This is a genomic window from Streptomyces sp. NPDC002889, from assembly GCF_042888425.1.
Lineage (GTDB): Bacteria > Actinomycetota > Actinomycetes > Streptomycetales > Streptomycetaceae > Streptomyces.
Genome location: NZ_JBIAPT010000036.1, coordinates 1 through 14,010 on the forward strand (window position 1 = coordinate 1; position 14,010 = coordinate 14,010).

At 67.5% G+C, this 14,010-nt stretch carries 11 protein-coding genes and 1 pseudogene; 4 read left to right on the forward strand and 8 right to left on the reverse strand.

What is annotated here, in order from left to right; all coding sequences use genetic code 11:
* Window positions 1–425: 425 nt before the first annotated feature.
* Entirely contained in the window at window positions 426–662 is a 237-nt protein-coding gene (locus ACFYWI_RS35255; RefSeq protein WP_389239868.1) for a hypothetical protein, read from the reverse strand.
* A 570-nt stretch (window positions 663–1,232) separates the two neighbouring features.
* Window positions 1,233–2,696: an IS4 family transposase gene (locus ACFYWI_RS35260; RefSeq protein ID WP_389239869.1), complete on the reverse strand. Its 1,464-nt coding sequence runs from the start codon at window positions 2,694–2,696 to the stop codon at window positions 1,233–1,235.
* A gap of 658 nt (window positions 2,697–3,354) precedes the next feature.
* Between ACFYWI_RS35260 and ACFYWI_RS35265 the strand changes: the two genes are divergently transcribed.
* Entirely contained in the window at window positions 3,355–4,152 is a 798-nt protein-coding gene (locus tag ACFYWI_RS35265; RefSeq protein ID WP_389239870.1) for a hypothetical protein, read from the forward strand.
* A gap of 462 nt (window positions 4,153–4,614) precedes the next feature.
* Here the strand turns inward: ACFYWI_RS35265 and ACFYWI_RS35270 are convergent.
* Window positions 4,615–4,773: pseudogene (locus ACFYWI_RS35270) on the reverse strand (site-specific integrase); the annotation flags it as partial.
* A gap of 187 nt (window positions 4,774–4,960) precedes the next feature.
* Here ACFYWI_RS35270 and ACFYWI_RS35275 point away from each other — a divergent pair.
* Complete coding sequence (locus ACFYWI_RS35275; protein WP_389239918.1) at window positions 4,961–5,254, forward strand: hypothetical protein; 294 nt, start codon at window positions 4,961–4,963, stop codon at window positions 5,252–5,254.
* 159 nt (window positions 5,255–5,413) lie between these two features.
* Here the strand turns inward: ACFYWI_RS35275 and ACFYWI_RS35280 are convergent, their stop codons facing one another.
* The 3 genes from ACFYWI_RS35280 to ACFYWI_RS35290 form a co-directional block, all read right to left on the reverse strand.
* Window positions 5,414–6,778, reverse strand: coding sequence for a glutamate decarboxylase (locus ACFYWI_RS35280; protein WP_389239871.1), 1,365 nt, complete (start codon window positions 6,776–6,778; stop codon window positions 5,414–5,416).
* Window positions 6,779–7,055: 277 nt separating this feature from the next.
* Window positions 7,056–7,265: a hypothetical protein gene (locus tag ACFYWI_RS35285; RefSeq protein WP_389239872.1), complete on the reverse strand. Its 210-nt coding sequence runs from the start codon at window positions 7,263–7,265 to the stop codon at window positions 7,056–7,058.
* A gap of 97 nt (window positions 7,266–7,362) precedes the next feature.
* The gene (locus tag ACFYWI_RS35290) at window positions 7,363–9,015 is read right to left on the reverse strand and encodes an alpha/beta hydrolase (RefSeq protein WP_389239873.1); all 1,653 of its coding nucleotides are present in this window, start codon (window positions 9,013–9,015) and stop codon (window positions 7,363–7,365) included.
* Window positions 9,016–10,123: 1,108 nt separating this feature from the next.
* Here ACFYWI_RS35290 and ACFYWI_RS35295 point away from each other — a divergent pair.
* Window positions 10,124–10,957 carry a ribonuclease BN gene (locus ACFYWI_RS35295; protein ID WP_389239874.1) on the forward strand — a complete coding sequence of 278 codons (834 nt, stop codon included), beginning with the start codon at window positions 10,124–10,126 and terminating at the stop codon, window positions 10,955–10,957.
* 162 nt (window positions 10,958–11,119) lie between these two features.
* Here the strand turns inward: ACFYWI_RS35295 and ACFYWI_RS35300 are convergent, their stop codons facing one another.
* Complete coding sequence (locus ACFYWI_RS35300) at window positions 11,120–11,494, reverse strand: winged helix-turn-helix transcriptional regulator (RefSeq protein ID WP_389239875.1); 375 nt, start codon at window positions 11,492–11,494, stop codon at window positions 11,120–11,122.
* A gap of 96 nt (window positions 11,495–11,590) precedes the next feature.
* Between ACFYWI_RS35300 and ACFYWI_RS35305 the strand changes: the two genes are divergently transcribed.
* Entirely contained in the window at window positions 11,591–12,484 is an 894-nt protein-coding gene (locus tag ACFYWI_RS35305) for an NAD(P)-dependent oxidoreductase (protein WP_389239876.1), read from the forward strand.
* A gap of 67 nt (window positions 12,485–12,551) precedes the next feature.
* On the opposite strand, the gene ACFYWI_RS35310 is transcribed toward ACFYWI_RS35305, so the two are convergent.
* The gene (locus tag ACFYWI_RS35310; protein ID WP_389239877.1) at window positions 12,552–13,613 is read right to left on the reverse strand and encodes a fatty acid desaturase family protein; all 1,062 of its coding nucleotides are present in this window, start codon (window positions 13,611–13,613) and stop codon (window positions 12,552–12,554) included.
* Between the last annotated feature and the right edge of the window lie 397 nt (window positions 13,614–14,010).

Below are 14,010 nucleotides of genomic sequence, written 5' to 3' on the forward strand. Positions count from 1 at the left end.
AGCTACCTCGCCGGCCTCCACCTCCGCGCCTCAATGATCTGGATCGACGACCTCCTGAAGGCCGCCGACTGATCACAACCCCACACAGGCCCTAGTCCTCGATGTCATGGTGAAGGACACTGGCGCGATTCGACTCTACGAACGGCTTGGTTGGATCAAGCTGGGCGTCACAGCTCACGGCTACGGCGACGGGCAGGAGACTGACGCGGTTTGCTACGCCTCACCAACTACTACGTGACGCCAGCTGCTGGGCCTGCTGAGCCCTCAGAACCCGTTTCTGACGTCGGGTTATGAATCTCTTGGCGGGCTAGGTTCTGGGGGTGGCCGGTTCCGGCGGACGGCGTTGTTGGGAGTGCGGTCGCTGGCTGAGGCCGGGAGTTCGTACGGAGTGAGCAGCCAAGTTTCCCTACAGCTTCGGGTTCTCATCATGCGTGGCTATGAGCAGAGCGTCGGAGACGTCCGAGCAGATGCCCCACGAGCGGCGGAACGATGTCGAGGCGGAACGATCCGAAGTCCAAGTCAAAGAAAAGCTCCTGGCGGGTGACGCGGAGGCGGACCGATGGCTGGACCATCAGCACCTTGACGAGCTCGGGGCGCCCGTCGCCGCGCGGCGCGGTGTCGGTGGGCGGTGTCTCCGGGAGTTGGTCGGGAAGGGCGATCACGTTGATGCCTCCTCGTTGCGCTGGACCGGATCTATTCTCGCTTGTCATGAAAGCGTCAGGCAGGGGGAGCACGGGCAGGAGTGTGACCGTGTTCGGCCAGCAGCTCCTGATGGAGATCGCCGAGCACTGCCGCTGAAATCCTCCACCCTCTGCGTTGCGTCGCAGGGACCAGATCCGCGGCCGCCCCGGCTCACTGGGCCGAAGACGAACAAGCCGCTTGAACAACCCCCAACATCAGAAACGGGTTGTCAGACGGGTTGCCAGCAGTGCGCGGACAGACTTTCCCTACGTTCATCAAGAGCTCGCTCCGCTCGCCGATGCTCCCGGCCTCCTGGAACTGCAAGCAGTCTGATGCAGAGATCAGAGGTGCCGCGCACACCGCGGCGGCGCCGGCCGGACGCCGACGCGCCGCCCTCGCCATGTCTCCGCCAGCGGGGCCGCGCGTCGTCGCCCGCCCGCGCCCACAAGGGGCGAAGACCAGGCCGGGGCTGGGGATGGTGCGACACCACCAGTGAGAACGGGTCGTGGCTGAGGCGGTCGGCTCCGCGGCTTTAGGCCAAGACCGGGAAGTTAGGGTCTGGCGCTGGTCAGGAGCGTGACGTGGCTGGTGACTTTGCTTTTTCGGCCGACGCTGCCTTTGCTCTTGTTGTAGGCGTAGGGCGACAGGGTGCGCTTCACGCAGCGTGGGCTGGCGCGACAACGCCGCTTTGGGGCAGCGAGGTTGCGGACGTGAGTGAGGGCGCCGGTCAGGCGGGTCCAGTCGACGGCGTCAGCGTTGATGACGGTGTGGCGGGCGGTTCTCAGAGCGATGGTGAAGGACAGCCGATCGGGGTCGATGCCTGCGCCGGTGGCCGCGTGGGTGATGGCCATGCGCGTGATCTGGAAGACGGCCAGCATCGCGTAGAGCTCCTGCTCGACGCCGTCGACGGTGTGGGACCGCAGGACACGGTCGGGGCCACGCAGGGTAACTTTCAACCCGTAGTAGGCAGTCTCGATCTCCCAGCGCTGGTGGTAGAGGGCGGCCAGCTCGGCCGCGGGGTGCCTGTTCGGGTCCAGCAGGGTGGTGACCAGACGGACAGTGCTGACGCGGCTGGTGCCGTCCGCGGCGGTGACGGTGATCTGGTAACTGATCACGCGCATGGTGATCGCGGTCAGGTTCGAGGGCTGTTCGGTGACGCGACCGCGATGATGCCACTGGGCGAGCCGGTCGCCGGAGCGGCGGTCGCAGATCAAGGTCAGATGGGTGCCGTCCGGCAGCGGGGTGATGACCGGCAGCAGCCGCCCGGCGGTCACGCGCCAGAGCAGGTCGGCACCGGTGTTCGCAGCGTCCCGGATCGCCTGGTAACCGTCGTAGCCGCGGTCGGCCAGCAGCAGCATGCCCGCTTCCAGGGCGGGCAGCAGGTCGTGGGCCTGCGGGAGTTCCTTGTGCCGCAGCGGCCCGAAGACCGCGTCGATCACGGCCCGGGTCCCGCATTCGACCAGTGCCGTCAACCGCACCTGGGGATAGCCGGCCGGACGCGTGGTGCGCACGCCGTGCCTGGTGAAGTGAGCGACGTTCGCGGGGCTGTCGGCGACCTCCAGGCAGGTTCCGTCCCAGGCCACCAGCCGCAGCCCCCGCCAGAACACGCCCAAAGTGTCAGTGGTGCCGAGCGGTCCGCGCAGCCGGTCGAACAGCAACGCCAACGGCTGCACACCGAGACGGCGTCTGGCCTGCCGCAACGCTGCCGTCGACGGATCGGGCAGCGAAGGTCCGGGCAGCCCGGCGGTCAGCGCCGCCCACACCCCGCGATACCCGCAGTCCGTGAACAGCGCCATAGCCAGAACGAAGTAGACCGTTACCCGGGCCGGCAACAGCCGCACCCGTCGCTCCTTCCGGCCCGCCGCCCGGACCACTTCATCCACCAGCGACGGCGGAACCCACCGCGTCAGCACCCCTAAATGACCCGGCAGCCACACCCGCGACCGATCCCGAACCACGCCGGCGGTGGCACACTGAACAGACAACGGAGCCCCCTCGAACCGTGACCTCGACACTCACAGTTCGCGCCGGGCTCCGTTGCCACGTCAACCAGCCCGACCGCCCTAACTTCCCGGTCTTGGGCTTTACGCAGCCACCATGGGGCGAGCCTCCAAGATCATGGCCCCGATCGGGCAATTGCGGGCAGGCAAGGAGCCAGCCCGATTCGCGGCCAGCGTAAGGGCCCCGATCTCTCGCCCCATGGCAGCTCCCGCCCAAAGCCGCTACGCCGACCTTGTGTCAGGCGTCGGCGCATCGCCGTAGCTTTCGAGGTCCGCTGGCAGATTTGAAACTCTCCCATGCGCTGGCTGGGATACGTGCGCGGGGCGCTCTGAGCCCGCCCAATTTTGCCGGGCGCGCTCCCGGGTGCGAATCAGCGGATGGAAGGCCCTCATCCAGATATGCCGGTTACTCCGATTTGCTGATACTCGCCGTGTGTCGAACAGGCATGACGATCGATCGGCTTCCCACGGAGCAGGCTCGCCCTGCGGTTCGGACAAGGAGTCCCCAACCGATCGAACGAGGAGCGTGTACATGAGTCCTGACAACAGGACAGGTTCCCCGCTGGGGCCTCTGCCCCGTCGAGCCAAGTGGAGGGCCGGCGGCGCGATCGCCTCACTGGCGCTGGTCCTGGCGGCCGGGGTGGTCAGTCCGGTCGCGGCCGTGGCTCCCAGCATGAACGAACGCGTGAGCGCGACGAGCGGCCCGGGCGACAAGTGCAAGGATGGGCCGCGCCGCGGCGACAAGGACAACTGCAAGAAGGGCCCGAAGGGCGCAACCGGAGCAACGGGGCCCACGGGTCCGACGGGCGCGCAGGGTGACCCGGGTCCGACCGGTCCGACCGGTCCGACCGGTCCGACCGGACCGACAGGCCCCACCGGCGCGCAGGGTGACCCGGGTCCGACCGGTCCGACCGGACCGACAGGCCCCACCGGCGCGCAGGGTGACCCGGGTCCGACCGGTCCGACCGGACCGACAGGCCCCACCGGCCCGACGGGTGCGACCGGCGCTGACGCACCCGTCGTTGATGTCGGCGCGAGTGTCTTCGCCTCAAGTAACCAGGACATCCCGACCAACGCCATTACTAAGATCAACTTCGATGGCGTCGCCCACAACTCGGGCATGACGTTCGATGACGCGAACGACAGCCTGGTGGTCAACACTCCCGGGCGCTACCTCCTCAAGGCAAGGCTGGCCTGGCTCTACACCACGTTTACCGGGGGGACTCGCAACCTACGCATCCGGGTCAACGGGGTCGTCCTCGCCTTTGACGCTCAGGACACCACGGTTAATGGCGGGGCCGCTGCAATGTCGCAGGAGGTGTCCACGATTGTTGAACTGAACACCAATGACGTGATCGACCTCGCCGCTGCCCAGAACACCGGAAGCAACGCTGTCTCGGTTCCCGTGTCTGACGGGCCCGGGTTCCCTATCGTATCGCCGCAGCTCCAGGCGGAGTTGCTCGAGCCGTAGACAGCTCCCTCCGGGAGCCGGGCGCGGGTGAGCATGGCCGCGAGGGCCTGGGCGTCGCTTACGCCCAGGCCCTCAAAATTGACATCTACAGCTGACATCAACGGCGGTGGACCACAGCGGTCATGCGCCGCTCCTCGCAGCACGGCCGGCCATGGGAGTACCAGCAATACAGGACATCCGAGCGAACTTACAAGGCAGGTGTCGGCGACGCCGCCGTGCCAGATCCGTGCCAGATTGAGCGGTCAGTCACGGTCAATTGGGGTGTGAGGCGGTGCAGGCATGCGCCGACATGCTCAGCGCTGTTGTACGCCTGTTGACCAGCCAAGACCGGCCTGTGGTCGGCGCCAGGCTTACAAAGCAGATGTCGGCGGTTCGAAACCGTCCGCGCCCACCGGTGAAAAGGCCCCCAGCCGATCAAGGCTGGGGGCCTTTGACATCCATATCTGACATCAACCGGGGCGGTCACTCATGGCCGGGCCGCCTCTTGAGCAGTCGGTACATGTGACTGACAGCTTCGCTCTGCGTGTCCTGGACGACGTGCGTGTAGACGTTCATCGTGGCGGCGATCTGCCTGTGCCCGAGGATCTCCATCACGACGCGGGGAGCGACCCCGGCCGCGGTAGGAGCGGAGATTCATGCGGCTCGCTGGGTTCGCAAAGCTCACGCCACCAGCCCCAGCCCCACGGCGTTCGCGTCCTACCCCGGACCAATCGGCTACGTAGCCGAGGACCGAGTTCGCGTGTGGACGTATCCGGGCGACCAGCCGAAGATCCCGCTCCAGAAGACCAAGTCCGATGTCCGGACTGCTGTGGCGCTCATCGGACTGGGTGATGACGGGGCTGTGCTCCAGGCGATCGGCACACAGGTCGATGGTCTCGTGGTCGCCGCCTTCGGCGCTGGGCACGTCCCCATGGCTTGCGTGGACACGCTTACAGACCCTGCCAAGCGAATGCCGGTGATCCTCGCGGCGCGTACGGGGGCAGGGCCAGTGCTCCGAGACACTTGCCGGACAGCGTTCGCGGACGAGGGGCGACCTGTAGAGGTCAATGAGATGACCTTGGACGCCGCCTCCTATGTGCTGGAGTACGACTTCGACGCCTAGGAAGTCATCTCATTTTGCGAGTCGGCGGTAGCAGATGAGGGTGCAGGCGATGGCTGTGAAAGCGAGCGCAAACCCATGTGAATCCGGGCCCGGGGACATTGCTTCTCGCCAGCAGGGAGCGACTTCGTCGCCCGCCCCTGAGGGTGCCGGTTGCGGGCGTTAGTAGCCGGTGCCGCGCTTGATCTGGGCCCGCTCGACCTCGGTGGTCGCACCCTTGTGGTCCAAGGTGTCGCACGCGTCGGCGATGTCCTGGGTCAGACGCTCGATCTGCTCGCGGCTCAGGGTCTCCTTGACCAGGGCACGCAGGATCTTCACCCGCTCCGCGTTGGGCGGGAGCGTGTACGCCGGCACCATCCAGCCGCGCTCGGCCGAGAGCTGCCAGGCGATGTCGGACTCGTCGTAGGCGTGCTTGCCGGCGAGGCGGAAAGCGACCAGCGGCAGCTGCTCGAGGTCGCTGCCCATTACTTCGAAGCGGCCGCTGCTACGCAGGTTGTCCGCCAACGCGTGGGCGTTCTTCTGCATCGTCTCCATGACGTAGGTGTAGCCCTGACGACCCAACCGCACGAAGTTGTAGTACTGGGCGAGCACCATCGACGCGCCGGTCGAGAAGTTCAGCGTGAACGTCGCGTCGGTCTTGCCCAGGTAGTTCTCGTAGAACACGAGGTCCTTGGCCAGGTCGGACTCCTCGCGGAAGACCAGCCAGCCGATGCCGGGGTAGACCAGGCCGTACTTGTGTCCCGATACGTTGATCGAGCGGACCTGCTCGAGCCGGAAGTCCCATTTCGAGTCCGGATAGAGGAAGGGCCACACGAAGCCGCCGCTGGCGCCGTCGACGTGGATGGGGATGTCGAGGTCCCGCTCCTTGCGGATGCCCCGCAGGAGCTTGTCGATCCCGACGACGTCGTCCTTGTGGCCGGTGAACGTGGTGCCGACGACGGCGACGACACCGATCGTGTTCTCGTCGATGTGGGGCTCCACGTCCTCCGGGCCGATCGTGTACTTGTCCTCGGCAAGCGGCACGATCCGCGGCTCGACGTCGAAGTAGCGGCAGAACTTCTCCCACACGACGTGGACATCGCCGCCGAAGACCAGGTTGGGCCGGTCGACCGACAGGTTGGCCGCCTGGCGACGCTCCCGCCACTTCCACTTCAGTGACAGAGCGCCGAGCATGATCGCCTCGGACGAGCCCTGAGTCCGACATCCGGTGGTCTTGCCCGGTGCGTGGAAGAGGTCGGCGAGCATGCGCACGCAGCGCTGCTCGATCTCGGCGGAGATGGGGTACTCCGCGTGGTCGATGAAGTTGCGGTGGAGGTTCTCGGCGATGATCCGTTGCGCCTCCGGCTCCATCCAGGTGGTGACGAACGTGGCGAGGTTGCGCTGCGGGTCGCCCTCCATGACGAGGTCCTCATCCAGCAGCCTCATGGTGTCCGTCGCGGTCATGCCCTCCTCGGGGAAGGTCTCCGAGGGAGCGGGCTCGGTCAGGAAACGGTTTCCGAACAGGGCCGCGACGTCTCTTTTGATCATGCCGACGATTCAACCGTTTCCCGAGCGGGAGCCATGCTCAGGACCTCGGGTCGGGCTTGGGATTCACGAGAACGGCGCACCTTGATGACTTCTAAATGCGATCACTCCCGTGCCCACGTCCGGGAGCTGCGAGCCACTGCGTAAATGCGCTCGATCTGGTCTCTAGAGAGAGTGGGCGACAGCCCGGATAGCGTCCGGTCCACTTGGTCAGCCGACAGGACTATGACCGGGGGCGTGGCGTTCTTCACGGTGAGCTAGGCAGCGTGGACCACAACAATCACCGGGCGAACAGATACATCGATGCCGCTGTGCCTCCACTGACCTGCCCGCAGTCAAGCTGCGTCGGCGCCTTGCTCATATCAAAGATGGCCGCAAGGTCCACACTCCAGTAGAGGCCCACGGGCACCTCGGCAAGGTCCGCCTGATCGCCGAACCGGCGTTCCGCCTCGTCCAGGAGTACGGAACAGGCCCGGCGAAGGTCGGCCATCCTCAAGACGTGATCGCTCTGCATCATGCGCGCGACGACCCCGGATCGCCTTGACTCATGTCAGGCGAGCGATCTTGGGTCGGTGGGCGCCGAAGCGTCAGCGCTGGGCCGTCCCTGGGCCGTGAAGGGGTGCCAATGGTTCTCGGGGAACGTTGTGAGCGTTGGCGAGTCCACCGCCGCCCGCCGCGATGCCACCGATCGGCTTGGCGGGGGTGAAGGGCGGGGTGTCCTGGCGGCAGGAGGCCCCGACAGGCGGCAGGGCACCAGTGGTGAAGTAGCGCACGGCGTACAGGTTCACGCATGCGCTGGGATTGACCAAGGCGGTGTGGCCGTAGCCGTGGAGGGTCAGCAGGCGCGCGTCGGCCAGTTCGCGGGCCATGGCCTCGGCCGCCTGATAGGAAGTGGCCGGGTCGTAGGTGGGGTTGACGACCAGGACCGGGTGGGCAGTGGGCCGGTTCCACGGACCGGTGTAGCGGTGGGCTGCTGTGGCCGGCCACTGTGCGCACCACTCGTAGTCCCACACCCAGCGACGGCCGAGGTCCCCCGCGCGTGCTGCGCTGAATGCCTCGAGTTCGGCGTAGCGGCTGCGGACACGGGGGTTGGGGCTCTCGGAACAGACGACCGCGGCCTCTTGCTCAAATCCGGGATAGGTCCGGCTTGAAGGGGGTGCGGGCATGCGCGGGACGCGCCCTTGCCACAGCTCCTGCAACATCTCAGCAGCGTCGGTCCACCCCGGGTCGACGAAGTACAGCGCGGTCCGCAAGGCGTCCACGGTCTTGGCGTAGGTCCACTCCTCCACCGGTTGACGTTGGAGCCGTTGCATCAGGACGGCCAGTTTGGCGCGGGTGGCCTGGGGGCTGCCCGCGGAGAACGCGCAGCGGGATGCTGCGGCCTGACCGCACAACTCGAGGAACTGCCCCAGAGTGGCGGCCGACCCCAGATCCGAGCCCATGCGCAGAGAGGTGGTCAGCCGCGGTTCGCTGTTCATGGCACCGCCCGCGTAACCACGAGGGTCGACGTTCCCGTCCAGGAGCAGGCCGCGCACCTTGTCGGGGAAGAGATTGGCGTAGACGGCACCGAGAAACGTGCCGTACGAAATACCCCAGTAGTTCAGCTGCCGATCCCCCACAGCGTTGCGCAACCGGTCCAGATCGCGGGCGCTGTCGGGGGTGGAAACATGCGGCAACAGCGTCGAGGCCCGCTGCCGGCAACCGCTGGCCAGGTCCGCCCTTCCGGCGAACCAGGCTTGCCGTTCCTTCTCCCCCACGGGGAAACCCGCCGGCTGACGTGCCCACCAGGCCGTCGCCTCCTCGGCGTTACGGAAACAGTGCACCGCAGTGCTGCGGCCCACACCCCGAGGATCCCAACTGACGATGTCGAAACGCTGGCGCAGCCCGGCTGGGAACCGTTCGTACCAAGCCGGCAGAGCAGCCGTGCCGGCGCCGCCCGGGCCACCAGGGTTGAAGAACAGCGAACCGATCCTTTCGGACGGGCTGGTGGCTTTGCGCCGGATCACGGCGAGATGGATGGCATCACCCGCCGGATGGCCGTAATCGAGCGGAACGTCGAACGTCGCGCACTCGAATCCCCGCTGCGCCGGTTCGCCGCACGGCCGCCACTCCAGCGCCGATGTCCCGGCGGACCCCCCACGAACGGTCTGCGGTGCGGCGGCGGAGAGGAGTACGTACGGCAGCAGCATCGCCGTGCACCACGCCAGACCGCCTCGTCGTCTCGGTATCAGCCCTGACATCAGGTGTCTCCTCGCGGCAACGTGTCGACCCCGCATGGCCGGAGGCCCGACAGTCTCCCCTCACCCAATATCCCAACGGTCCGGACCGCACCCGCTGGGCACCCGAAAGCGGTACAGAAAGAACGTCGGTCGGCGGGATTGGCCGAGGGCGCCTGAGCCTTCTCGTCAGGGCTCCGACCAGCCGGAGCGCCCACCGTCCTGGGCCGTCTGTGGGCCGTCTGAGGGCGCCCGGCAGCGATCAGCTGTTCGGTGCCTCTGCCGCGTCCCACTCGGGCGATCTCCGGACGGCGATCGTCGGGTTGCGCGACAGGGCGTAGGCCAGTGGGACCATGCGGATCAGCGGCGTCAGGCCTTGCGCGCCACGCACGAGCGGTACGCCATCGCACCTGCCGCGGCCAGGCCCACAACCGTGATCGCGCCGCGCCGGCCGAGACCAGAAGCGTCGCGCTCGCGCCGAACGCCGCGACCAGCGGCCCGCCTCTTGGCACATGTTGATCCTGTTGACGTGGCGGCAGTCTGTCGGTGACTGCCGGGTCGTGGAGAGACTGCTCGACGATGAGCTCATTGACGTGAGGTTCTCCGGCGGTACGGTCGACTTCCGCGGCGCGGAGTTCTCCCGGGGCAGCGTCGGCTTCTCTGATACGGGACGGGCCGCGCCGTCTGGCCGTGTGCCTTCGGGCGGACAACTGCTGTCGGCTGGGCTGAGCGTGTCTCAGGCGTCGTACCCGCCGGTGCCCTGACGGCACACGGACCCTGCGGGCAGGCGCCGACGGAGGCGCGCGTGCCAGATCCGTGCCAGATGAGCGGTCAGTCACGGTCAATCGGAGCATCTGGGAGCGCAGCCCCTCGTCAGCAGACCCGGCGTCGTTCTACCTCTGTTGACCAGTAGGAACCGGTTCGCGGTCGGTCGGTGCCAGGCTTGCAAAGCAGATACCGGGGTTCGAAACCGGCCGCGCCCACCAGTCAGAACGCCCCGCAGCAACTCCCTGCGGGGTCGTTGACGGTAGTAGGAGACGGCATTGGTCAGGTCTGACTGTGGCGCGGTAGATGTGACCAACTGCGCCGTGCCCTCGAGCGGTGCCCGTATCGACCGTGGTAGTCGACAAGCATGCCGATGAAGCCGTCCACCGCCGCGAACCGTTCATCTCTGCTCGGGCGGCTACGCCGAGCGGTCAGCCGTTCGCCAGTCGGGCGCGGATGGCGGCGGAGCAGCGATCTCGAACTGGGGCAGCGCGCGTTGGGTTTCGCGGCGCTCGGGTTCCTCACCCTGGTGCCTCTGCTGCTCATTGTCTCGTCGGTCGACCCGGAGCACGGGCGGGGGTTCGCACAGTGGCTGGGGGACGGGCTCGGCGTGTCGACGGCCTCCAAGAAAGAAGTCGAGGAGCTGTTCGCCCGGCCCGGACAGGCCCTGCGGACCACGACTGCCTTCGGTGTTGCCACCCTGGCCGCATTCGGCCTGACGTTCGGGACAGTGGTACAGACCGGTTACGAAAGGGTCTGGGACCTGCCGGCTGCCCGCTGGCACGCCAGGTGGCGGCATGTGGTGTGGCTCGGCGTACTCACCGGGTACCTCTTCGTCTCCGCCACCACCGGGCTGTGGCGAGGATCCGTGGTCGGTGCGTGGGCCGCATTCCTGAGCGCCATCCTCTTCCTCTGGTGGTCGCAGCGGCTGTTGCTCGGCGGGCGGATCGGCTGGCGTGCCCTGTTGCCCGGCGCGGTGGCGACCGGGATCGGGCTGCTCGGCCTCAGGGTCTTCTCCCAGGTCGTCTTCTCGCCATTGATCGCTTCCAACGCTGTCACCTACGGTCCCTTCGGAACCGTCCTGGTCCTCCAGTCCTGGCTGGTCGGCGTCGGCGTCGTCGTATTCGGCGGCGCACTGGCCGGGCGGCTGCTGCACGAGGAGCTCCCACATCTGGCACATGCGCTGAAACGGCGAAGGTGAGCTCCGCATCTCCCGGGCGCCTGCCGTGCTCGGTCAGGAAGAACATGATGGCCCAGGCCCGTCGGCCCGCGGCGGCGACCGCCGGCCGGATCAGCAACCGCACTCCGCTATGAGGCGACCGTGCTGGTCGCAGTCCTCAATGAGTGGCTGTGACCAGCACGTTCACCCCACGCTCCAGCCCGTCCTCTTCTCCAGCCGTCGAGCGGCCGGCCGCTCGCGCCCCCAAGCGGCCAGCGGCTGGAGTGCGTCGTTGAGGCGTGTGCCGTCCTCGGTCAGTGAGTACTCGACGCGGGGCGGCACCTCGTCGTAGGAGACGCGGTGCACGACGCCGTCCGCTTCCATCTCGCGCAGGTGGGAGGCGAGCACCTTCTCGGTGATCCCCGGAAGCAATCGGCGCAGCTCGCCGAAGCGGCGGTAGGGGTGCTCGTGGAGCGCCCAGAGGATGAGCACCTTCCACTTGCCGCCGATCACCTCCATCGCGGTGTCGATCCCGCAGGCGTGTCCGTCTGGTGCGCCCGGCCGGTTCAGCGTCGTCATGCCCCACCCTTCTGACCTGCTCGCTCACCCCGGGGTAACCACCCACTCCGAAGTGCGTACTTGATCACCTCCGGGCCTGTGGCCAGCCTAATCGGCATGACACAGAACACTGTTAAGAAGACCTCCGTCACGCTGCTGGGCCTCGGCGCGATGGGCACCGCGCTGGCCCGTACCTGGCTTGCCGCCGGCCACCCGCTCACCGTCTGGAACCGCACCCCGGCCCGCACCCCGGCCCGCGCCGCGGCGCTCGCCGCCGAGGGTGCGAGGGTCGCGGACAGCGCCGCTGAGGCGGTCGCAGCGAACACCCTGGTCGTCGTCTGTCTGTTGGACGACGCCTCGGTCGACGAGGCGCTGGCCGGCGCCGACCTTGTCGACAGGGACCTGGTCAACCTGACGACCAGCACCCCTGCCCAGGCCCGCGCCCGCGCCGAGTGGGCCCGCGAGCGCGGCGCCCGCCACCTGGACGGCGGGATCATGGCTGTCCCGCCGATGATCGGCGTCCCGGAGGCCGGCGGCTACGTCTTCTACAGCGGCTCGCGGGAGCTCTTCGAGCGGTACCAGGAGACGCTGGGCGTCCCGGCCGGCACCACCTACGTCGGCAAGGACGCGGGTTTCGCGGCCCTGCACGACGTGGCCCTGCTCAGCGCCATGTACGGGATGTTCGCCGGGGCCGCGCACGCCTTCGCCCTGATCCGCAAGGAGGACATCGACCCCGCGTCGCTCGCCCCGCTGCTCGCCGACTGGCTCGTCGCGATGGCCCCGGCAGTTCACCGGACCGCCGACCAGCTGCGGAGCGGCGACTACACCAAGGGTGTCGTCTCCGATCTCGCCATGCAGGTGGCCGGCACGCCGACCATCCTGAGCACCGCCGAGCAGCAGGGCGTCAGCCCGGAACTGCTCAGCCCTTACTTCGAGCTGATGCGCCGCCGCCTGGCCGAGGGCAGCGGCGAGGAGGACCTGACGGGCGTGATCGACCTGCTGGTGCACTGACCGGCCGCTTGCCCCAGAGACGACCGTGCTGGTCGCAGTCCTCAATGAGTGGCTGTGACCAGTACTTTCACCGCGCGCTCGAGGCGGGGGCAGCGTGCCGAATCGGCGCTCCGGCCTGGTGGAGGCTGGCGAGGGCCTGTCGGTAGGAAGTGACCAGGCTGGTCTCCAGGTAGTTCACTCCCAGCTCCTGGCAGTGGCGGCGGACGATTGCCTGCGCCTTGCGCAGATGCGGACTGGGCATGCTCGGGAACAGATGATGTTCGATCTGGTAGTTCAGTCCGCCGAGTGCGACGTCGGTGAACCATCCACCGCGGACATTGCGTGAGGTGAGCACTTGGCGCCGCAGAAAGTCGGGGCGGTCGTCGCCGGTCAGGATCGGCATGCCCTTGTGGTTCGGGGCGAAGATCGATCCCAGGTAGACACCGAACAGGCACTGGTGAACCAGAAGGAACGCAATGGCCATGCCGGGCGGCAGCACCAGGAACAGGGCACCCAGGTAGAGGGCGAAGTGCGCGAACAGCAGACTTCCTTCCGCCACGCGGTTCTTGAGCGAGCGGTCGGCCAGCGACTTCACACCTGACAGGTGCAGGTTGAAGCCTTCGAGAGTGAGGAGAGGGAAGAACAGGAACGCCTGAAAGCGGCCGAGCAGACGGGGAAGCCCTTTTGCGGCGTGGGCCTGATTCTGCGACCAGACCAGGATGTCGGGAATGAGGTCAGGGTCCAGTTCCTCATGATTGGGGTTGGCGTGGTGGCGCGTGTGCTTGTCCTGCCACCACCCGTAGCCCATCCCTATGCCGGCGTTTCCGGCAATACGGCCGGTTCGTTCGCTCGCCTTGCGGAGCCGGAACACCTGCCGGTGCGCCACGTCGTGCGCGAGGAGCGCAACCTGGCCGAAGACGACGGCGAGGAACGCCGCCACCGCGAGCGTCCACCAGCTGTCGCCGACCAGGACGAACGCGATCCACCCGCAAACGTAGAGGGCAGTGACCGCAGCGATCCGGGCAGCGTAGTAGCCCGGGCGTCGGCCCATCAGGCCGGCGTCGGCAATCTTCTTCGACAGCCGGGCGAAGTCACTCCCCGCCGCTTGTCGGATTTCAGGCAGGGGAGGGCTGACGGTCTGCGAATCCATGGAACGAGCTCCCTCAAGGGGTGTCGGATGCGGTCGGCACTGACGGCCGCAGTGGTCAGGAACGGACCTTGATCCATCGCCCCGTACGAATCGGCCGTCGCTGCCAGGAGAAAAGGCCCTCGGAGGGCACCCATCCATGCAGCAAGGCGGACCGACATTCAGAGGGTCTCGGCGCGCGGCACACCGCGCGCTTTTCAGCCACCGCAGGCTCCCCGGACATGACGGGCCGTTCCAGGGCCCACGGGTCACAGCGACTGACTCACTCCCTTCAACGAGTATCAGCCACCGGATGTTCCCGGGACACGAGCCGGCACCCCAGCCGCGGGCTCACTGTCGTCGGGACCGGCTCGCTCATTGCGGTGAGCCGGAGGCTCTCACCTGCTGTCTGCCCCGAGTC